Here is a 19999-nt window from a genome sequence, read left to right as displayed (position 1 = left end):
CCCGACCGCCGGAGCGGGAGGGGGTGGCAAGGTTGGCGCTCTACCGCTACCGCGCCCGGACACCGGCGGGCGCGGTGACGCGGGGCACCGCCGAAGGGCCGGACGAGCAGAGCGTCGTCCGGCGCCTGCGGGAACAGGGCCTGTACGTGGTCGACCTGGTGCGCGTTTCCCGCGGCGAGGATCGGGGCGGCAACGGGGCCCTCGCCGCGGGCCTGAGGCGCGCCACCCCAGCGGGCGCGGCGTCGGAGCCGGCCCCGGTGCAGGAACCGCCGGCCCGTGCGCCGCTCTGGCGGCAGCCGGTCCGCCTCCGTCCTCCCCGGCCCCTCCCGCTCGCCGTGCTGGCCGCCTTCTGCCGGCAGGCCGCCACCGCCCTGGGCGCCGGCGTGCCGGTGGTGACCGCCATCCGGCTCCTGGCGCAACAGGCGGAGCACCGGGGCCTGCGAGGCGCCCTGGAGGCCGTCGTGCAGTCGGTCGAACAGGGTAGCACCCTGGCGGAGGCATTCGCCCGGCAGGGGCCTCTCTTTCCCGCCCTCGTGGTGAATATGGTAGAGGCGGGGGAGATGGCCGGCATCCTCGACGTCACGCTGAGCCGCCTGGCCGAGCATCTCGAGAAGGAGGACGCCCTGAACCAGAAGGTCCGGTCGGCCACGACGTACCCCAAGATCGTCGTGGGTACCGGCCTGGCGCTCGTCGTTCTCCTCACCACGGTGGTGCTTCCCCAGTTCGCGGCGATGTTCCGGGAGATGGACACCCCGCTCCCCTTGCCCACCCGGATTCTCCTGGGTCTGAGCGCCGGGTTGCGGCAGTACGGGTACCTCGTGCTGGGGGGTCTCGTGGCCGCCTACGCCGCACTGCGCGCGTACGGTCAGACCCCTGCCGGCCGGCTCCGGCTGCACCGGCTGGTCCTCCGCACCCCGATCGCCGGTCGCCTCGCCCTCCTGCGCGGCATCGCGCGCTTCAGCCGGACGCTCGGCAGCCTGGTCGGGGCCGGCGTGCCGATCCTGACCGCCCTGGACCTCGTGGTGCGGACGGTCGGGAACGCCGCGCTGGAGGAGGACGTCGCTGCCGCGCGCGAGCACGTCCGCCTGGGGGGCCGCCTCAGTACATCCCTGCGGCAGAGCCGCTGGTTCCCGCCGGTGGTGGTCCAGATGGTGGAGGTGGGCGAGGAGACCGGCGCCCTCGACCGGATGCTCGATAAAGTAGCGGACTTTTACGAACGTGAACTCGACCGCCTCGCCGAACGGCTCACCGCCGCGCTCGAGCCGGCGATCATCATCGGGCTCGGGGGGATCGTGGCGGTCATCCTGCTCTCGGTGTACCTGCCGATGTTCGAGGCGTTCACGAAGCCGCCCCGGTTACGGTGAGGGGGCAAGGTACTTTCAGACGCTAAATATGTGGGGTTCATGTTTGTGGCCGCAGTCTATTGACCGCACGAACAGCCGCCCCTACACTGGAATCGCGTTCACGCGTTGGACTGGGGCTGCCAGTAGAAGGACTACGTCTGTTCGAGGGGGACAGAACCATGGGTGGCTGGCTGAAGGGCAGGTCGCGGCAGTGGAGGCGTCTGGCGAAGCGCTGGGGGGCGCAAGAGGGGTTCACGCTGATCGAACTCATGGTGGTGCTGGCTGTTCTGGCGGTTCTGGGGCTCCTCGCGGTGCCGAAGCTCTGGGGCGCGGTCCGAACGGCCACGCAGCAGGTGGCGGTCGAACAGGCGCACCAGATCCGTTCGGCCATGGAGATGTACAAGGCGGAGGAAAAAGGGTACCCGGCTGATAGCAACGTTGAGAACCTCAGCGAACTCGCGACGGTGCTCGATCGTTGGATCGACATCGAAACGGCGAACACCTCAGCTAAGATCTTTGCAGCTACGGTTTCATATAACCGCTCCAGCAACGGCAAGAGCTACACACTTGAACTGTTCATCCCCGCCACTGAGGATCCCACTACCAATCCGGCCGACTGGCGGAAGATCACCATCACTCCGGACGGGGTGGTCGGGCCTAGCGCGCTCGATCCGAACACGGACCCGACAACCATCAACTGGCAGTAACTCGTCCTGGTTCAGGGGTTGGTTCCGACTCGGATCACAACCGACGTGGAGGCCGATACTCGACTGCTGTCTGCAAGTATCGTTGCGTGGACGGTTACGAGGCGTTCTGCATCGCAGGACGCCTCGACTTTTTCGACCCCCGGCATCAGGACGTTCGGGACCCCGGCGTCCACCTGGCGCTGGAGCGCCCCGTCCACGACGCGGTACTCCACGCGGTGCGGGCCCACCACGTAGCGGAACCCGTCCGGGAGCGGGGTCAGGGCGTCGCACGGGACCCCGGTGAGCCCGGGGTACCTACCCGCGTCCCCGTCGAAGCCGTGGACGATCTCGTCGAGCACCTCCTGGAGGCGCTCGCGCTCGCGGACCCGTGTGGTCGCCGCCTCGTGCAGCCGGTAAGACTGGAGCGTGAGGCGGACGAGCACCGGCGTCAGGATGGCGATGAGCGTGGTGGCGACGAGGACCTCGATGAGGGCGATCCCGGAGGGGTCTTGCAGCCGCCTCGCCATGTCACCGGCCCCGCTCGTACAGGTAAAGCGTGGTGGATCCTGTCAGGTGCCCGTCGGCGGACCGGATCGTGAGGTCGACCCGGGCCACCCTGCCCCGGAACTCCCCCGGCTTTGTGACCGAGCGTTCCACCGTGAATTCCTCGCCTTCGGCCGTCACCGTCTTGGTCGTCCCGCCCTCCGGCAGGAAGGTGAGGTCGCCACGCCGCACAACCTCGGCCTTGAGCGACTCGGCTTCGGAGCGCAGGACGTTCACCGCGGCGAACCGCTCCTCTGCTCGCCCCGCCGTCCGCAGCCCCGAGACGAGGGAGCCCCACAGCGGCACGAGGACGACGGACAGCAGCGTCAGGGCGACGAGCGTTTCCACGTACGCCGCGCCAGAGGGGTTCTGCAGGACGGGCTGCCGGCGGGTCGCCGCAAGCACGGTGCCTCACTCCTCGTTCCACGTTCCCCAGTCGGCGACCCAGGTGCCACCACCGGTCCCGCCGGCCTCGGGGGCGGGGGCGTCCTGCACACGAGGGTCCCAGGCCGTGGTCGCGTTCTTGTCCAGGGTGACGGTCTCTCCGACCGTCGCACCGACCAGGCTGGCGTTGTTCTCGATCTCTACTTTCGCTGCGGTCGGCGCGTAGAGACCGCCGACAAAGGTGGCGTTGTTTTTCAGTTTCACCTTGTGACTGGCGTCCGTCGTCAGGTAGATGCCCATGGCGTCCGCGCTCGCCCCGGAGTTCACCGCCACCCCGTTCTCGACTTCGAGATCGCCGCCAAGCACGATCAGCAGCCGCCCGCTGCCTTCGACACGGGCGTTATTCTCCCACTTCACGCCCTTACCAACGTACAGAGCGGTTTCTTGCGTGCGCACGAGTCGGGCGCGGTTTGCGAGGTCAAAGTCTCCTTTCACGTAAATGCTGACGGCACCTGAACCGGTGACCTCCAAGACCGCGTTGTCCTTGACGCGGACATCCTCTTTCACGTAGATCGTGGCCGGGCCCTGGATGCGGAGGGTGGCGTTCTTCTCCACTTCCAGCTTGTCGTACCGGTACGTACCGGGGGGCATCGTCGCCGGGTCGCCGGCGAGTTCCGGCTCCTCGGGCGTACCGGACGGCGGGGCGAGGTCGGGCAGGGCGACCTCCGGCCACTCCCACTCCCCGTCCCCGGCGTCGATGACGCCGTTCTCCTGCCGATCCTCCGGGAAGTACTCGGCGGCGGACCGGGGCCTGCGAAGGGTCAACCGCACCGTGCGGGTGCTCCGGCCGCTGTACCCCCGGGCGACCAGCACCCGGCCGCCGGGACCTTCCTCGACGCAGACGCGATATCCCGTGTCCGGCTTGCCCGGGAAGTCGTTCGGGCTGCTCTCGAACCACGGGGACTTCGTGCAGTCGGTGCTCCCGGGTGCCGGTAGCGTTTCCCGCAGTTCCCAGAGCCGGTACAGCGCCACGTTCAGCCCGGACTCCGCTGCGTAGAACGCCTGGAGCCGCTCCTGCCAGAACGTGGCGCTCCGCAGCCCGAACACGTTGGCGCGCGCCACCGCCGCGGCCAGGAGGCTCAAGACGGCGGCGACCACGAGCACCCACACGAGGGCGCTGCCCCGGGCCGACTCCGGGCCGGTATGGCGCACGGGCTCACCGTCCCATCGCAAATCTCAATATCTGGTGCAGTTCTACCCGAAACTCCACGAACATTTTACACGCGCCCATGGTCCCGGGACGAGTCTTCTCCCTCACCGGGAGAGCGTGTCGCTGTGTGTGGCCTTGTTGTCAGCGCGTAACGACCGGGACGGCGTGGGGCGGCCGGTGGTGCGCGGACCCGATCTCCGGGTCTGCGAGCCGCATGCGCAACCCGGAGGGGATGTCGAACCAGATCGGGGACACCACCCAGGAGATCTCAGGAATCGCGGAGTAGACGAACCTGCTGGCACTGACTGCGGCCAACGAGGCGGCCCGGACGGGGGAGCGAGGGTGGGGGTTCGCGGTGGTGGCGGACGAGGTGCGGCGGCTGGCGGAGCGGTGGGCGGCCTCGGCCAGGAAGATCGCGGGCCTGATCGAGAACCGGCGGGGAGTGGGGTGCCACGCGGAAGGCATGTGATCCCCGCTGCCTCGGAGTTGGCCTGGTGGAAGTGGTCAGCTGCGGCGAACGTGAGACGGGAGATGTTGCGTCGATGTGACGGACCAGTGGCCCTCGGGAGGCGGACCTGTGGTGGCGTCTGCGAGTTGCACCACAGCGGGGCGCGGACGGCGGACACATCCTGGCCGCTGAGCGGGGCGGACACAGCATGGGTCTGTGCCGGGACGAGGTGAGGGGCGTACTGGCCCTGGGGTCGGCCGACGTAGCCCAGTCGGGAGGACAAGCACGTGCGCAAGGTCGCGTTTCGGACTGCCCAGTTCCGCGTCGTGGCGGCCACCATCGAGATGTTCCTGGCAGTGGCGATTTACATTTTCCAAAGCCAGTTTCGGTCTCCCACTTATGATCCCGTTCGTCCGTACTTTTCCGGGTTTGCCACGATCCTGATGCTGGGGGGTCTGGCCCTTCTGGTCCAGATCGCATATGCCCTTCCGACCTGGATCGCCGGCACTCTCTCTGTACTGGCAGCCCTGCCCTTCGGCGTGCTGGTGTACCTGTTCCTGAGGGCCGCGTCCTGGACTGGGGTGATCTTGTACGGACTCCTGGCCGCCAGCGTGCTGGTAGCGACTTGGCTGCCGCAGCCACGTGGCGACACGGAGGCAAGTCTGAACCTCAGCCACATGGCCCTCGGGCTCATCGAAGCGGCCACCGGGGCCCTCATGCTCCTCGCTCCGGGCATTTTCGCCAGCCCACCGTATGCAGCCCTCCGGGGGGCCATCCGGTGGGCCGGCGTCGCCGGGCTGGCGGGAGCCGTGGCCCTCCTCTCGCCCGGTGGCGCATCCCGCCGGGCCGCCCCGGCAGGCTGGGCGCGGTCGCTGGCCGGGGCGCTGCTGCCGCTACTGCTGGCGTACAACTTCGCCCGGACAGAGCAGTGGACCGGCATGGTCGCCTGGGGCATCTGGGCCCTGGTCCTGCTCGCGGAACGCTACACCCCGTCGGTGGAACAGGACGTGGCGGACGATCGAGCGTCCGCAACGAAGGCAACCCTGACCAGGGTGGATCAGGTGCTGGAGGCGTGGGGCTGGCTCCTCGCTGTCCTCGTGGTCGGGCTCAGCCCCCTGAGCGGTCACGAAGTGGTGGCTTCGCCCGTCGCAGGCCATGTGTTCGTCAGCGCGGTCGCCCTTTACAACACCGGCATGCGCTGGGCCCTGTGCCGCCCGAGAAGTCTCAGCCGCCGGGTGTTCTGGCGCATGGTCTTTCTCAGCGTGGCCCTCGGTCTTCTTCTTTCCGCGTCCGGACGGATTGGGTACAGTGTTCTGTCCTCGATGGTGCTCATCCCCGGAGTGGCGACCTACACCCTGGGCGCCGCGGCCGGGCGCAGGCTACTGATCCTCTCCGTGGCGGCGGTGTTCGCCGGTGCGCTCCGAGTGGAACTCGCCGGGGGCAGGTCTGTGGGCCTGGCGCTGTCGACGGGCGCGCTGGCGGCCGCCGTGTTGGGCGCAGGGGCAGCGGTGGGCATGCGCTTTTCGAGGGAGTACCGGCAGCGGGAGGAGGATCTGGCCGGCACCAACGCCCGGCTCAAGCAGGAGATCCGCCTGCAGGCCCTCATCCGGGAGGTCAGCGAGGCAGTCCACGGCTCCCTGGATCTGGATGACGTGCTCCGTGAAACCGTGCGCAACTTGGGGGAGGCTCTGGGCGCAAGCCGGAGCTTCATCCGGCTACGGCAGGAGGACGGGAGCTTTCGGCTGGCAGAGGAATGGACGGCGCCCGGGGTCGCTCCTGTCGGTGTCGGCAGTGTCACGCCCCGGTCGGCGGTGGTGTTGTCCACCCACGATGAGGCCGTGGCCATCTCGGACGTGGCGACAGACGCCCGGTTGGAGTCCGCCGTCCCTGGCCTCCGCCAGGAACTCTTGTCCGTTGGCGCCCGGGCGGTGCTGGTGGCGCCTCTTCGGTTGGGACATGTTGTGCTCGGACTCATCGGGTTGCACCAGTGCGACGCCCCCAGGCAGTGGACGCCGGACGAAGTGCGCTTCCTCGAAGCGGTGGCCAGTCAGGTGAGCGTCGCCATCGCCCACGCTCGCACCCATCAAGACCTGCTGGCCAGCCACAGGAAGTTGCAACAGGCCCACGAAGAGTTGCAGGCGCTCCACGAGGAAGTGGTCGCGCAGCAGGAAGAGTTGCAAGCCCAAAACGAAGAACTCATCCAACAGCGAAACGCCTTGGAGGCGCAGCAGGAGCAACTCCAGGAGGCCCTGGCGTCCCTCAGCAGGAAGGAGCAGAGTCTGCGGGACTCAGAGGCCAGGCTGGCCGGGATCGTGGACCTGGCGCATGACGCCATCATCTGCGTTGATGAGGCGCAGCGGATCATCGTGTTCAACAAGCGGGCCGAGCGCATCTTCGGTTACTCTGCCGCAGAAGTGATGGGTCAACCGCTGGACGTGCTCCTGCCGGAGCGGGCACGGGACGCGCACCGGAGGCATGTTCAGCGCTTTGCCGCTGAACCCGCAGTGGCACGGCCTGTTTTCGCCCACGCTATTTGTCGCCGCGTTGACCGGAGTGGTTGGCGCTGGAAGGGGACGAGGAGATGGGTGTGGAAGAGCCTGGGGAGGTCGAGCCTCCCCCTTTTCGCGCGGGGGGTGGAAATAAAGACACCTGCCCCGGGTCGAGTTTCGCAGCCAAGCCCCGGGGCAGGCTTCAGAGGAGTTACCTCTGCGTGTCCATCATACTGCCCCTTGCGGTCTCAGTCAAAGCGTACTTACGCCGGTACGGCCGTGACGGACCCGCACTGGCGCTTCGTTGTGCAGGCTGCGGCCGGCAGATGCGGGAGCATGGCGCCCACCATCGGTCAGTGGTTACCCGCCGGCGCATCTACCGCATCCCCATCTACCGCTGGTTCTGTCCCCGGTGCAAGCACACGTGCTCAGTCCTGCCGGACTTTCTGTGTCCGTACGCCCGCTTTGTCACGCTGCTGCGGGAAGTGGTCGTGCGCCGGCGCCTTCAGCAAGGGAGGTCGTGGAGGGATCTCGCCTGGGAAATCAGTTCACCGGCGGTCAGTGTGGTGTCGGAGCGAACGTTGCGCCGGTGGGTGCGTACGGTTCGCGGTATCGCGGGGACTTGGGGACAGTTCCTGACCGCCTGGCTGCTGGAACAGCGACCCGCCGTCGACGTCTTCACGCTGGTCCCCCGCCACGAGGGTCCCGACGCCGCCCTCCACTTTTTGCTCGCGCTGGGTGACTGGCTCCGGCGGCAGATGCCTGTGGACCCTGTCCGCCACCGTGGGCTGTTTGCGTTCCTGAACAGTTTTTGCGAGGCGCCGGCACCCCTGTGAGGTACGGCTATACCCCCCACCACAAACTTTGTCCCTCCCGGCTGGCTCGGCGTGCCGGCCATAATGGCGGCAACGACGCCAGCAGGGGAGGGATTCCATGGACGAGCAGCAGCGGGAAGAGATCGCCACCTTCCGCTGGAGCCTCATCGCCCCCGTACTGACCCAGAACCTGAGCCCGTCCGAGCGCCAGCGCCTGTTGCGGGAGATCGCCGGGCACCCGCACGAGATCCCTTCCAGTGACAAGACCCGAGTCGGGCTCAGGACGCTGCAGCGCTGGGTCCAGGCCTACCGGCAGCACGGGTTCGAGGGGCTCAAACCGCACACCCGGGCGGATGCGGACCAGGGACGGGCCGTTCCCCCGGAGGTCCTGGAAGCGGCGATCGCCTTGCGGCGGGCGGTGCCCGACCGCAGTGTGCAACAGATCATCGCCTTGCTCGAGCTGGACGGAAAGGTCGCACCCGGGCGTCTCAAACGCACCACCCTGGGCCGCTACCTGGCCCGGGCAGGCTGCACCCGCCAGGAGTTGCGCAGCAAAGCCGCCCGGAGTTTGCTCCGCCGGTTTGAGGCCCAACACCGCAACGACCTGTGGCAAGGAGACGTCCTGCACGCCCTGTCGCTGCCGGTGCCGGGACAACCCGGGAAGCGGCGCCAAGTCTACCTCATGGCTTTCCTCGACGACCATAGCCGAGTCGTTTACGGCCAGATGTATTTCGAGGAGAAGCTCCCCCGCCTGGAGGACTGCCTCAAACGCACCATCCTCCGCTACGGCCTGCCCCGCCAGATCTACGTGGACAACGGGGCGATCTACTCCACCCGCCACCTGGCCCGGATCTGCGCCAAGCTCGGGATCCGCCTCAGCCACTCCCGCCCCTACCGACCCCAGGGGCGGGGAAAGGTTGAAAAGTTTTTCCAGTACGTCCGCCGCAGCTTTGTACCCGAAGCGCACGCGCTGGTCGAAGCCGGCCAGCTCCGCACCCTGGACGAACTCAACGAGTTCTTCTGGGCCTGGCTCGAGGTGGCCTACCTCAGTCGCCCCCACGGCAGCACCCACCAGACCCCCCGCCAGCGGTTCGAGGCGGACACCGAGCCCTTGCGCCGCATCGACCCTACGGCCCTGCGGGAGGTGTTCCTCTGGGAGGAGCAGCGGGTCGTCGACAAGACCGGATGCTTCTCCCTGCATGGGAACCGCTACGAGGTCGACGCCGCCCTCAGCGGCCACCGGGTGCTCCTGCGCTACGACCCCTACGACCTCAGCCAGATCCAGGTCTGGCACGAGGGAAAGCGTTTCCCGGACGCTGCCCCCCTCCAGCTCCGCCGCACTCACCACCACGCCGTCCCTGCCCCGGCCCAACCCCCGTCCAGCGACGGGATGAACTTCCTCACCCTGGCCCGCAAGCACCACGAGGCCGAGAAGCAGCGCCGCCTGGGTCAGACCTCTTACGCTCGCCTGGTCGGCCACAAGGACGGTGAGCCGTCACGCTGACCGAGTACTTCGGCCTCAAAGCGGTGCCCTTCGCCAGGGAGATTCCCACCGACCGGCTGTTCCCCGCTCCCCAGCACCAGGAACTGCTTGCTCGCCTCCAGTACGCCATCCGCCACCGCGCGTTCGCGGTCGTCACGGGTGAGGTCGGCGCCGGGAAGTCCACCGCCATCCGGGCCCTGTACGATCAGCTCGACCGGACCCGCCACCTGTTCGTGTACATCGCCGACTCCCGTCTCACCCCCAGCGCGTTCTACCGAGACGTGCTCACCCAGCTTGGGGTGGCCCCGCCTTCTCTGTTCCACGGGCGGGAGGTGAAACGGCTTTTCGAGCGCACCATCCTGGACGGTTACACCACCAACGGCCGTCAGCCAGTGATCGTCATCGACGAGGCCCACCTCCTCAGCGGCGCCATGCTCCAGGAGGTCCGCTTCCTCCTGAACTTCCACATGGACTCCATCTCGCCGCTGACGTTCATCCTCGCCGGCCAGAGCGAACTCCGGGGGCTGCTCCGGCTTCGCACCTTCGAGGCCATCGCCCAGCGGGTTCAGGTGCGCTTCCACCTCACCGGCCTCGGGGAGGCCGAGACTCTGGCCTACATCCAGCACCATCTCCACCTGGCCGGCGCCGACCGGCCCCTCTTCTCCGAGCAGGCCCTGCGCAAGATCGTCACGGAGTCCCGGGGCATCCCGCGGGTCATCAACACGATCTGCACGAGCTGCCTCCTGGACGCTTGCGCCCATGACCAGCGCCTAGTGGAGGAGGCCCACGTCGAGCGGGTGCTGCTGGAGCTGCAGGATACCCAGGCCCCCAGAGGAGGTAGCCCGTGGTGACAGACTTTCGCCTGCAACACGCCGGGGTTTCACTCCGGCTTTACGGGTACGAGATCACCGACCTGCTCGACCTGCTGGAGGCCGCCATCCGGCAGGCCACGACCGGAGATGGGGTCCGGCGCGGCCAGGCGGTCACGGCGTTCATCCTGGGCTACCGTCTGCTCCACCGGTTACGGGACCTGAAGAGCCGGCCCACGTGCCGGCTCGACCTTCCCGTCTTCCGGTATATCGAGGACTACGAGCATTGGTGGTGGCGCCTCTACCGGGAGTTCGTTCACAGCCCCGGGGTCAACCACCCGTACGGCCCTGGTGGATTCTAGTGGCTGCCGGCCCTGCATTTCGGACTCTGGGGCGCATCCTTACCACGGGCTGCGCCCCTTCAGCGCCAGCGGACCGGTCACATCTCATGAACGGCCATGACATCGTCGCTGGTCACCGGAGCGACAAATAGCGCGGGCAGCAACACGGCCCATGAGCGAGCGGGGCGAGATCACCGGGCGCAGGAAGAACGGCGAGGAGTTCCCTGCCGAAGCCTCGATCTCGAAGGTGCACCTCAGCCAGGGAATCATCTTCACCGTGATCCTGCGGGACATCACCGACCGGAAGCGAACGGAGGAGCAACTCGCTTACCTGGCAAGCCGGGATCCGCTCACCGGCCTCTTCAACCGCCGGCGTTTCCTCGAGGAACTCGACTGGCAGCTCGCCCAGGCCCGGCGCTACGGTGTCCATGGTGCCCTGTTGTTCGTCGATCTGGACGGCTTCAAGTACGTCAACGACAGCTTGGGGCATCCCGCCGGGGACGCCCTCCTGAAAAACGTGGCCGCGTTGTTGCAGCGCCGGCTGCGGGAGGCCGACACCATCGGACGCCTTGGCGGCGACGAGTTCGCGATCCTGCTGCCCCAGACGGATGCCGGGCAGGCGGAGGTGGTGGCCCAGGACCTCGTTGAGACCCTGCGGGCCCAGGTGATGGTGGTGAGCGGGCATCCCGTTCGGGTCACCGCCAGCATCGGGATCGCCGTGTTCCCGCAGCACGGGACGACCGCAGAGGAATTGTTGGCTCGGGCCGATACCGCCATGTACGAGGCGAAGGAAAGCGGCCGGAACGGGGTTTGCATGTACAACATCGAGAAAATGAAAGGCAAGTCGTTGGCGGAGTCGAAGCTGGCCTGGGAACAGCGAATCCGTTGGGCGCTTGAGAACGACCGGTTCGTCGTGCACCTGCAACCCATCCTCGACCTGCGTACGGGCGAGATTGCACGGTACGAACTTCTGCTCCGCCTGCCGGATGACACCGGCAACCTGATCTTGCCGGATTCGTTTCTCGGCGTGGCCGAGCGGTTCGGCCTGATTCAGGCCGTCGACCGCTGGGTGGTGCGCCGGGCGATCCACCTCATCGCTGAGGGTTCCAAGGCTGGCCAGACGTTGCGGCTCGAAGCGAACATCTCCGGGACGGTCCTGGGTGACCGGGAGTTCCTCACCTTCGTGCAGCGCGAACTTGATGCCGCCGGGATCGACCCCTCCCAGTTGACGCTCGAAATCACGGAGACGGCCGCCATCCGCGACGTTGACCAGGCAGGCCGGTTCATTCGGACACTGCGGAGCCTTGGTTGCCGCTTTGCTCTGGACGATTTCGGGGTCGGGTTCTCCTCGATCTATGCTCTCAAGTATCTACCGGTTGATTCGCTGAAGATCGACGGGGATTTCGTCCGCAGCCTGTCGTACGACCCCGTGAGCCGGCACCTGGTGGAGGCCGTCGTGGACGTGGCACGACGGTTGGGGAAGGAAACCATCGCGGAGTTCGTGGAAGACGACCAGACGCTGCAGCTCCTCCGGGAGTGCGGGGTGGACTACGCCCAGGGCTACCTCATCGGCAAGCCTGTCACCGTCGATCAGGTCATGAACGCGCGTTGAACGTGGGAGGAGGGCCGGGAGCGCAGTGCAGTTGACGTGGAATCAGATACTATCGTCGCTGGACAGTTGCTACGCGAAGGTTCGGTGGAAGAACCCCTCGCAACCAGACGTCGTTTTGGAAGGCGAGATTCTGGTGACGGGCGAAGACCTGCACTTCGTGGCAAGCTCCGAAGCTGCGGAGAACGTCCCGGACCGTGGGTTCGCTCAACTCCTGGTGTTCACGGCTCGGGGGGTTGTATCCGGCAGTGGGCTGTTGATTCGGAAGAGTCCTCAACGATTCCAGGTTTTCGTGTCCGGGCCCGTCACAGTTACGCAGCGCCGAACCCATTTTCGCTTTTCGGTGCAGCATCCAGTCTCTTTGGAACTCGGTGCGGCTGGTGCTGCAGCCGTTGGCGCCACTTTGAGCGATCTCAGCCTCGGAGGCGCGCGGATCATCTCTCCGACTGAGCTGAGACCAGGACACGTTGTTCGCGTCGAAATTCCGTCTACGCCCGTTGGCTCCTTGAAGTTGAACGGCCGTGTTCAGCGTGTTGCAGCGTTGGATGACAAAACCTGGTCTGTGGGTGTCGAGTGGAAAGACATCAGCACAGAGGATCGGGAGAAACTAAAGCAACTGCTTCTCGCGGTGCTTTCGAAACGGTGGCCGCGCGAAGGAGACGCAGGAGCCGGCTCAACGGGGGACGCAGCCAGGCGGCGCGCGGAACGCGCGCAAGAGCTGATTACCCAGGTTGCGCGGATCGTCATGAATAGCAACATGAAAGCCGAAGACATTCATGAGGCGATTCGCCTGAGCACAGAACTGATTGACGAGGTGAACAAACTGATTGAGACCCTGAGGTCGAAAGGTGCAGACTAAGTGACCCTACTTTCGACTGGCGAGGTCAGGGCACTTTCTCGCTGCGCTCTGGCGAGCCGTACGTGCTCGTTAGCATGTAAGGCCGGTACGCGGAAGGTTTCTGTCTTGTCTACTGCCGGCCGAGAGGTTCAACCCCGCACGTTCGCACACCACTTCCGGAAAGGCTTTCGCCGGTACCACCACAGCGGAGCTCAGCACCTGTATCCCTTGAATCAATTCTGCTATTTCGGACTCTACGCACGTGGATCGGATTCTACTCCCGGTGATCCGCTTGACCGAAGACATGTAGACATGACCCGCGGAATTCCTGGTTGCAGAACGTTGAAGGCGGACGAGGCCCGCCGTGAGGTGAGCCTCGCCGCCGGCAGCGCCGTGCGGTCAACGGGCGATTGAGTGCCGGGGCAGATGATTGAGCAGGGAGCTGCAGGAGGCCAGCGCCTGCCCCGGGCGCCCGGCAAGAGGCCCCGGCAGCGGAGGCTGCCGGGGCCCCGTATGCGACGGCCCCGTCACACGGCCACCTCGCCGCGTTCTCCCGTCCGGACCCGGACCGCGTCCTCCAGGGGGTAGATGAAGACCTTGCCGTCGCCCACGTCGCCGGTCCGGGCGGCGCCGACCAGCGCCTCCACGACCCGCGTGGTCTGCGTGGCCGGCACCACGACCTCGATCTTGACCTTCGGCCGCAGCGACGACTCGACGACGGCCCCCCGGTAGTGGCCGACCACGCCCCGCTGCAGACCGGCGCCCTGCACCTCGGTGACCGTCATGCCCCGGGCTCCGGCCTCGTACAGGGCCTGGCGGACCGCCTCGAGCCGCTCCGGCCGGATCATGGCCTCGATCTTCTGGAGCGGCGCACCCTCGGCCGACGGCGGGTGCCTCAGGGCGACGACGGTCCCCCCAGCAGCCGCCGCGGCAGCGGGGGCGGCGCCGGCGGCCGCGGGCCCACCGCCGGCGAGGGCCGGCTCGGGCATCAACACGAAGGCGGGGTAGGCGGGAACGCCCATCTCGGGGACGTCGAGGCCGCCGACCTCGTCCTCCTGCTTCACCCGCATCCCGGCGATGGCATCCCAGAACTTGAAGAAGAGGTACGAGACCCCCACGCCCCAGATGGCGGCGACGGCGATGTCGATCACCTGGGCGAGGAGCTGTCCGGCGCCCCCGCCGTACAGGAGGCCGGTCACCGGCCCGTCGACGCCGTTCAGCCCGGCGCCGTAGGTGCCGTCGGCGAAGAGGCCGAGCGCCAGGAGACCCCAGGCGCCGTTGACGAAGTGGACGCTGATGGCGCCCACCGGGTCGTCGATGCGCAGGCGCCGGTCGATGAAGAGCACCGACTCCACCACGAGCACGCCGGCGATGAGGCCGATGATGACCGAGCCGACCGGGCTGACGAAGGCCGAGGGCGCGGTGATGGCTACCAGGCCCGCCAGGGCGCCGTTGCAGATCATGGAGGGGTCCGGCTTCCCGTAACGCAGCCAGTGGTACACCATGGCGGCGAAGCCACCGGCGGCGCCTGCGAGCATGGTGTTGACGGCCACCACGGAGAAGCGGAGGTCCGTTCCGGCCAGCGTGGAGCCCGGGTTGAACCCGAACCAGCCGAAGAACAGGATGATCGTGCCCAGCACTGCCATGGGGATGTCGTGGCCGGGCAGCGCGTTCGGGGTGCCGTCGGCGCGGTACTTGCCGATCCGCGGGCCCAGGACGATGGCCCCCGCCAGGGCGGCGGCGCCGCCGATCATGTGGACCACACCGGAGCCGGCGAAGTCCAGGGCGCCATGGCCGAGGCCGAGCTTCGAGCCGAGCTGCGCGAGCCAGCCGCCGCCCCAGACCCAGTTGCCGTAGATCGGGTACAGGAACATCGAGATGAAGAACGTGCTGGCCACGACGGCAGAAAACTTGACACGCTCGGCCATCGCGCCGGTCGGGATCGTCGCGGCCGTGTCCATGAAGACCATCTGGAAGAAGAACAGCGCCACGACCGTCACGTCATAAGCCAGCCCGGACAGGAACCAGCCGCTCGTGCCGAGGATGTTCCAGCCGCCGATGCTCAGTCCCCCGGACAGGAGGGGCTGGCCTCCCAGGGTCCCGATGGCGCCGAAGTTACCGAACATCAGCGGAAACCCGAGCAGCCAGAACCCCAGGGCGCCCACCAGGAAGACCATCAGGTTCATCGTCATGGTGTGGGCGGCGTTCTTGGCCCGCGTGAACCCGGTCTCCACCAGGGCGAAGCCGGCCTGCATGAAGAACACGAGAGAGCCGGTGAGGAGCACCCACATCATGTTGATGCCGGCCTTGTTCTTTCCCACCTGCGCCGCGACCTCGTCCGGGGTGGGGGACCCGGCCGTCGCCGCCGCGATGTCGCTGACGTTGCCCGTGGCTGCCCCGCTGGGGTCCGGCACCGCCTCCGCGGCGGCAACCACGGCCGGCAGGGCGGACAGGGCCAGGATCGCCGCCAGCAGCCCGGCGAACAGGAACCGCCTCCACATGCGCAGCACCCTCCTGTCAGGTTTTGTGCCAGGCACCCCGGCACACCTTGGATTCTAGTGGGGAGGGTGCAGCCGCACAAGCGTTCATGTCAGCAATTTCGTGCTCATTTGTCAGCATTCCTGACAAGAGCGGGCAAGGCCAGGCGCCTTCCCTACCGCCGCGCCCGCTGCGGCAGTTCGCCCACGACGACCGAGAGGCGCACGAGCCCGCTGCCCCGCAGCACCTCCAGGACGAGGGGGGTGCCGACCGGGGTGCGGCGGATGACGCGCCGGAGGGCGGCGATGGTGGGGGTGGGCTGGTCCCCTGCCGCCGTGATCAGGTCGAGGGGCTCCAGGCCGGAGCCGGCGGCCGGGCCGTAGGGGTCGACCTCCAGCACCGCGACCCCGCGGCCGGCCGGCAGGTCGAGGGCCCGGACCAGGGCCGGGTCGATGACCTCCGTCTGCCCGCTGATGCCGATGTACGGGTGGAAGGCGCGCCCGTGGCGCCGGAACTGCTCGAGCGCCAGTGCGGCCTGCCAGGCCGGGATGGCGAAGCCGAGGTTCTGACCGGCTGCCAGGACGGCCGTCGGGATGCCGACGACCCGTCCCTCGAGGTCGACCAGCGCTCCGCCGGAGTTGCCGGGATTGATCGCGGCGTCCGTCTGGATGAGGCCGTCGAGGGGGCCGAGCATCCGCTCCGTGGCGCTCACCACCCCGAGCGTGACCGTCCAGCCGAAGCCGAAGGGGTTGCCGACCGCGACCACGAGGTGGCCCGGGCGCAGATCGTCGTCTCCGCCCAGGGTGACCTCCGAGTCGATGTAGGGGCGTGTCCGCACCAGGGCCAGGTCGTACAGACGGTCAAGGGCCTCCACCTCGCCCGGGCGCGTCACGCCGTCGTGGAACGTGATCCGGATGTCTCCCCGTCCGGCCACCACGTGGGCGTTGGTGAGGATCTCCCCGGCCGGGCCGAGCAGGATACCCGAGCCCAGGCCGGAGCCCTGCGCCGTCTCCGCCCGGACCTGCACCACGTTTCGGCCCACCCGCTCCGCCACCGCGGCGATCGTCTCCGAAAGCCGCCGGCCATCCCGTTCCATCATGGCTGACTCCACCTTCCAGGGCTCCCTGTTTGACCTTGACTATCTTTTACCTTAACCCCGCGGCGTTGTCAAGTACCCATGGGGGTACCACCCGTCGCGGCGGTCCGCGCGCGGGAGGCGGGCCGCAGCCCGCCTCCCTCAGGGCGTTGGCGCGCTCACCGACCGGTAGACGTCACGGAGCCCGCTCAGGGCGGAGACGTCCGGCGAGATCTCCGCTCCGAGCTCTTCCCGGCCGCGGGCGCGGGGCGCTTCCCGGCTCCCCCGCTCCCAGGCGACCAGGACCAGCCCGGTCGCCTCCTCCAGCCGCCGGATGGCCCGGAGCTGCTCGTCGGAGAGGTGGGCGATGTGCCACTGGGGCATCGGCGTGTCCCTCCCGGGGGCGGCCCGCTGCCCGGACGCCCCCGGTACCAGTCTGCCCGGCCACGCCGGGCGCCGATCCCTGCCTCAGGAGCCCCCAAAAGGTATCCCCGCCGGCTGTGTGGTAACTACAGATGTGGTAACTGCAAAGGACACGCGCCACACAGGGGGGCTTTGCACCCGTGATCCGCACGCGTCTCACCGAACTGCTCGGCATCGAGTACCCCATCATCCAGGGCGGGCTCGCCTATCTGGCCCGGGCCGAGCTCTGCGCGGCGGTGTCCCGGGCCGGCGGCCTCGGCCAGGTGACGGCCGCCACGCTGGGCGACCCGGAGGCTCTGCGGCAGGAGATCCGCCGGGTGCGGGCGCTCACGGACCGCCCGTTCGCCGTGAACTTCGCCATGGGGCACCGTCCGCTCGAAGGGCACATCGACGTCGCCCTCGAGGAGGGCGTCCGCATCGTCACCATCACGGGCGGCAACCCGGAGCCGTACATGCGTCACATCGACCAGCGGGTGCCGGGGGTGCGCAAGCTCATCCTGGTGGCCGGGGTGCGGACCGCGCAGAAGGCGGAGAGCCTGGGCGCCGACGCGGTCATCGCCGTGGGCTTCGACGGCGGCGGCCACCTGGGGCGCGAGGATATCGGCACGTTCGCCCTCATCCCGCGGATCGTGGAGGCCGTGAAGATCCCGGTGGTCGCCAGCGGCGGGATCGTCGACGGCCGTGGCCTGGCCGCCGCGCTGGCGCTGGGCGCCGAGGGCATCGAGATGGGGACCCGCTTCGTCGCCGTGGCGGAGAGCCCCGCCCACCCGGCGTACAAGCAGCGCCTCCTGGAGGCCGAACCCACCGACACGGTGATCGTGGAGCGCTCGGTGGGCCGGCCGGCCCGGGTGCTCCGGACGGCCGGGGCGCAGCGGATCCTGGACGCGGAGGCCGCCGGGGCGACCCTCGAGCAGCTCCTGCCCCTCATCTCCGGGCAGAGAAACGAGAAGGCCGCCGTCGGAGGCGACCTCGAGGAAGGCTTCGTCTACGCCGGGCAGGGCGTCGGTCTGATCCGCGACGTACCCACGGTGGCCGAGCTCATGAGCCGTATCGTCCAGGAGGCGCGCGAAACGGCGCGGCGCCTCCACCGTGTGCTGGGCGACTAGTGGGCGACTAGTGCCGCTGCCCGTCGCCCACCATCTTGGTGATGGTGGAGGCGATGGCCCGCTTCTCCTCCTCGTCGGCGACCTTCCACATCTCGGAGAGCAGCCGCTGCTCCCGGTTCTTCGGGTCCACGTTCCTTGCCAGGAACTCGCCGATGCGCGTCGCGGCGTCGACCATGGCGCCCTGCGACATCCCCGCTTCCCGGGCGATGTTCACGTTCCGGGACAGGAACTCCTTCCACTGTTCGAAGGAATCGATGGCCTCCACGGCAGGCCGACCTCCTTACCGGATCTCTCGTGCGTAGTGTTGCCGCGGGGCAGTCAAAACCATGCGTGATCCCTGGCCTAGCGCGGCCGGCCGCGATCCGGCGGCGCCGGGGCCCGGAAGCACCGGACGTGGACGTACTGCTCGGCGGGCGGCTGGCCGATTCGCACGGCCCGGCTGCCCGCCGCGATCCGCCGGCCGCAGCGGGCGCAGTCGTGGTCGAAGCGCACCACCACCTGCCGCGAGGGGTGGGCAGGCTCCGGTGGGGGCTCCTCCGGGGGTGCCTCCCGTTCGACCAGCCCCTGTGCCTCGAGCCACTGCCGGGTGCCGGCGGGGTCGTCGGTGACGAGGAAGATCTCCTGGACCGCCGAACCCGTGCGCGCCAGGAGGCGGAGGCCGGTGTCCGTCGGGTACTGGACGGTGACGGAGAGCTGGCGGGGGGCGCGAACCGGGCGGATCGTGCCGGGGATGACGGCATGGACCGCCGGGCAGGCGGCCATGCGGTCGAGGACCGGCCGGAGCCCGTCGATGATGCTGTGCTCGTGCTTGACCTTGTGGCTTCGGAACCTGGGCATCGCGTCCCTCCGGACGGGCACCGCCGGGCGCGGTGGCCGGGCCATCATAAAGTATAGTGCAGGGGTCTGGTGGGGTCCCCTGCCCATCGCCCGCCCCTGGGGCGGCCCCGGAGGCGGGGGCCGAATCCGCCCGGCACCCACTTGTCAGCGGACACTACCAGGTCTAAAATGGGGATTCGTTAGCAAACCTACGCGGCCTGGTCCTCGTCCGGCACCGACCCGGACCCCACGCCGAGGAGGTAGGAGAGATGGCCCAGCCGTTTGCCCCCGGTGTCATCCGCGTCGGCTGCACGGTGACGCTGCGGGTTTCCCGCAGCGGGCGCGAGGGGACCATCCAGTGGCTCATCTCCCGGGGTCGCACCCGGGTCGAGGAAGGCGTCCTGGGCCGGCGGACCCGCCTGGCCCGGGCGCTTCTCGGGAGGCACGTGGGCGAGGTGCTCAGCCCCCGCGAGTCCGGGGGGCCGTACTGGCTCCGGGTCGAGGCGATCGAGATGCCGGTGGGGGGCCGGGAGGCGGCGGACGAGGAGCCGGCTGCCACGCTCGGCCTGGGCGGGCTGACCGTCCGGATCGGCTACGCGGAAGCCTGGGACGGCGTGTTTCCCGGCGACGAGGAGGACTCGGAGCTCGAGGACGGCCTCGACCGCCCGCAGGAGGGCCGCTGGGAGGACGGCGAGTCCTGACAGGAAACCGCAGACGGGCCCGGCCTGTGCCGGGCCCGTCTGCGCGTGCGTCACAGGGCCTTGAGGAGCTCGTCCAGCAGCTCCGGGGTCCCGAAGTGGAGCATGAGGGTCAGCCCGACGAGGAGCACCAGGGTCGAGAGGATCGGGTGCGCCTTGCGGTTCGTGAAGGGCGGCGGGAACGTCCCCCTCGCCAGCATCATGACCCCGGACCCCAGCACCGCGTTGCCGATCAGGAACAGGACGAGCATCACCCACACGCTCAAGCGGGTCCCCTCCCGGATCTTTCTTCACCAAGACGACTCCCCGGTCATTATAGACGCGGCCCCGTTCGGTACGCAACGTTTGCCTCGTCCGGTTACCGGGCCGGCTTCGGCGGAGAACCGGGCCCCACTCCGGCTACCG

Annotated in this window: 20 protein-coding genes and 2 pseudogenes; 13 read left to right on the top strand and 9 right to left on the bottom strand. The window is 68.4% G+C overall.

The window, feature by feature from the left end; translation table 11 throughout:
• The first annotated feature begins 32 nt into the window (after positions 1–32).
• Positions 33–1364 (top strand): type II secretion system F family protein, encoded by a 1332-nt coding sequence (locus caldi_RS09655; protein ID WP_264841561.1) that lies wholly within the window; start codon positions 33–35, stop codon positions 1362–1364.
• Between the two features lie 158 nt (positions 1365–1522).
• Positions 1523–2050, top strand: a complete 528-nt coding sequence (locus caldi_RS09650) for a type II secretion system protein (protein ID WP_264841560.1) — start codon at positions 1523–1525, stop codon at positions 2048–2050.
• An 11-nt stretch (positions 2051–2061) separates the two neighbouring features.
• Here the strand turns inward: caldi_RS09650 and caldi_RS09645 are convergent, their stop codons facing one another.
• From caldi_RS09645 to caldi_RS09635, 3 genes are read right to left on the bottom strand one after another with little or no spacing between them, the layout of a single operon-like run.
• Complete coding sequence (locus tag caldi_RS09645) at positions 2062–2556, bottom strand: PulJ/GspJ family protein (protein WP_264841559.1); 495 nt, start codon at positions 2554–2556, stop codon at positions 2062–2064.
• Between the two features lies 1 nt (position 2557).
• Positions 2558–2977 carry a type IV pilus modification PilV family protein gene (locus caldi_RS09640; protein WP_264841558.1) on the bottom strand — a complete coding sequence of 140 codons (420 nt, stop codon included), beginning with the start codon at positions 2975–2977 and terminating at the stop codon, positions 2558–2560.
• A gap of 6 nt (positions 2978–2983) precedes the next feature.
• Positions 2984–4168: a DUF7305 domain-containing protein gene (locus tag caldi_RS09635; RefSeq protein WP_264841557.1), complete on the bottom strand. Its 1185-nt coding sequence runs from the start codon at positions 4166–4168 to the stop codon at positions 2984–2986.
• 290 nt (positions 4169–4458) lie between these two features.
• On the opposite strand from caldi_RS09635, the gene caldi_RS17795 reads away from it, so the two are divergent.
• From caldi_RS17795 to caldi_RS09590, 9 genes and pseudogenes are all read left to right on the top strand, one after another.
• Entirely contained in the window at positions 4459–4635 is a 177-nt protein-coding gene (locus caldi_RS17795) for a methyl-accepting chemotaxis protein (protein ID WP_406568124.1), read from the top strand.
• Positions 4636–4958: 323 nt separating this feature from the next.
• Positions 4959–7121, top strand: a pseudogene (locus caldi_RS17640) (GAF domain-containing protein); the annotation flags it as partial.
• A gap of 74 nt (positions 7122–7195) precedes the next feature.
• Positions 7196–7636: pseudogene (locus caldi_RS17635) on the top strand (DUF6431 domain-containing protein); the annotation flags it as partial.
• Between the two features lie 60 nt (positions 7637–7696).
• A complete protein-coding gene (locus tag caldi_RS09615; RefSeq protein WP_264844844.1) occupies positions 7697–7939 on the top strand; it encodes a hypothetical protein in 243 nt (80 codons plus the stop codon).
• Positions 7940–8036: 97 nt separating this feature from the next.
• Positions 8037–9422: a DDE-type integrase/transposase/recombinase gene (locus caldi_RS09610; protein ID WP_264841556.1), complete on the top strand. Its 1386-nt coding sequence runs from the start codon at positions 8037–8039 to the stop codon at positions 9420–9422.
• Between the two features lie 23 nt (positions 9423–9445).
• Positions 9446–10252 carry an ExeA family protein gene (locus tag caldi_RS09605; RefSeq protein WP_264841555.1) on the top strand — a complete coding sequence of 269 codons (807 nt, stop codon included), beginning with the start codon at positions 9446–9448 and terminating at the stop codon, positions 10250–10252.
• On the top strand, positions 10249–10572 hold the full coding sequence (locus caldi_RS09600) for a hypothetical protein (RefSeq protein WP_264841554.1): 324 nt from the start codon (positions 10249–10251) through the stop codon (positions 10570–10572). Before caldi_RS09605 ends, caldi_RS09600 begins: the two co-directional genes overlap by 4 nt.
• A gap of 127 nt (positions 10573–10699) precedes the next feature.
• The gene (locus tag caldi_RS09595; protein WP_319951823.1) at positions 10700–12163 is read left to right on the top strand and encodes a putative bifunctional diguanylate cyclase/phosphodiesterase; all 1464 of its coding nucleotides are present in this window, start codon (positions 10700–10702) and stop codon (positions 12161–12163) included.
• 25 nt (positions 12164–12188) lie between these two features.
• Positions 12189–13019, top strand: coding sequence for a PilZ domain-containing protein (locus caldi_RS09590; RefSeq protein WP_264841552.1), 831 nt, complete (start codon positions 12189–12191; stop codon positions 13017–13019).
• A 506-nt stretch (positions 13020–13525) separates the two neighbouring features.
• Here the strand turns inward: caldi_RS09590 and caldi_RS09580 are convergent.
• The 3 genes from caldi_RS09580 to caldi_RS09570 all read right to left on the bottom strand — a co-directional run bounded on the left by caldi_RS09580 (position 13526) and on the right by caldi_RS09570 (position 16935).
• Positions 13526–15499 (bottom strand): ammonium transporter, encoded by a 1974-nt coding sequence (locus caldi_RS09580; protein ID WP_319951744.1) that lies wholly within the window; start codon positions 15497–15499, stop codon positions 13526–13528.
• Positions 15500–15651: 152 nt separating this feature from the next.
• Positions 15652–16575, bottom strand: a complete 924-nt coding sequence (locus caldi_RS09575) for a S1C family serine protease (protein WP_264841551.1) — start codon at positions 16573–16575, stop codon at positions 15652–15654.
• A 138-nt stretch (positions 16576–16713) separates the two neighbouring features.
• Entirely contained in the window at positions 16714–16935 is a 222-nt protein-coding gene (locus caldi_RS09570) for a hypothetical protein (protein WP_264841550.1), read from the bottom strand.
• Positions 16936–17114: 179 nt separating this feature from the next.
• Here caldi_RS09570 and caldi_RS09565 point away from each other — a divergent pair, with 179 nt between their 5' ends.
• A complete protein-coding gene (locus caldi_RS09565) occupies positions 17115–18080 on the top strand; it encodes an NAD(P)H-dependent flavin oxidoreductase (RefSeq protein WP_264841549.1) in 966 nt (321 codons plus the stop codon).
• A 7-nt stretch (positions 18081–18087) separates the two neighbouring features.
• Here caldi_RS09565 and caldi_RS09560 read toward each other — a convergent pair whose 3' ends face one another.
• On the bottom strand, positions 18088–18345 hold the full coding sequence (locus caldi_RS09560) for a DUF3243 domain-containing protein (protein ID WP_264841548.1): 258 nt from the start codon (positions 18343–18345) through the stop codon (positions 18088–18090).
• A 77-nt stretch (positions 18346–18422) separates the two neighbouring features.
• On the bottom strand, positions 18423–18917 hold the full coding sequence (locus caldi_RS09555; RefSeq protein WP_264841547.1) for a DUF2103 domain-containing protein: 495 nt from the start codon (positions 18915–18917) through the stop codon (positions 18423–18425).
• A gap of 248 nt (positions 18918–19165) precedes the next feature.
• On the opposite strand from caldi_RS09555, the gene caldi_RS09550 reads away from it, so the two are divergent.
• Positions 19166–19597 carry a GreA/GreB family elongation factor gene (locus tag caldi_RS09550; RefSeq protein ID WP_264841546.1) on the top strand — a complete coding sequence of 144 codons (432 nt, stop codon included), beginning with the start codon at positions 19166–19168 and terminating at the stop codon, positions 19595–19597.
• 50 nt (positions 19598–19647) lie between these two features.
• Here caldi_RS09550 and caldi_RS09545 read toward each other — a convergent pair whose 3' ends face one another.
• A complete protein-coding gene (locus caldi_RS09545) occupies positions 19648–19860 on the bottom strand; it encodes a hypothetical protein (protein WP_264841545.1) in 213 nt (70 codons plus the stop codon).
• Between the last annotated feature and the right edge of the window lie 139 nt (positions 19861–19999).

It is taken from the genome of Caldinitratiruptor microaerophilus (assembly GCF_025999835.1).
Taxonomy (GTDB): Bacteria; Bacillota; Sulfobacillia; order Symbiobacteriales; family ZC4RG38; genus Caldinitratiruptor; species Caldinitratiruptor microaerophilus.
Note: the sequence above shows the minus strand (reverse complement) of the source record. Positions and strands in the feature narration are given on the sequence as shown.

Bases quoted from the DNA above. Each gene is read 5' to 3' on its own strand.
- caldi_RS09580 (WP_319951744.1), bottom strand. From the start codon at position 15,499: ATGTGGAGGCGGTTCCTGTTCGCCGGGCTGCTGGCGGCGATCCTGGCC.
- caldi_RS09645 (WP_264841559.1), bottom strand. From the start codon at position 2,556: ATGGCGAGGCGGCTGCAAGACCCCTCCGGGATCGCCCTCATCGAGGTC.
- caldi_RS09650 (WP_264841560.1), top strand. From the start codon at position 1,523: ATGGGTGGCTGGCTGAAGGGCAGGTCGCGGCAGTGGAGGCGTCTGGCG.
- caldi_RS09555 (WP_264841547.1), bottom strand. From the start codon at position 18,917: ATGCCCAGGTTCCGAAGCCACAAGGTCAAGCACGAGCACAGCATCATC.
- caldi_RS09610 (WP_264841556.1), top strand. From the start codon at position 8,037: ATGGACGAGCAGCAGCGGGAAGAGATCGCCACCTTCCGCTGGAGCCTC.
- caldi_RS09575 (WP_264841551.1), bottom strand. From the start codon at position 16,575: ATGATGGAACGGGATGGCCGGCGGCTTTCGGAGACGATCGCCGCGGTG.
- caldi_RS09550 (WP_264841546.1), top strand. From the start codon at position 19,166: ATGGCCCAGCCGTTTGCCCCCGGTGTCATCCGCGTCGGCTGCACGGTG.
- caldi_RS09570 (WP_264841550.1), bottom strand. From the start codon at position 16,935: ATGCCCCAGTGGCACATCGCCCACCTCTCCGACGAGCAGCTCCGGGCC.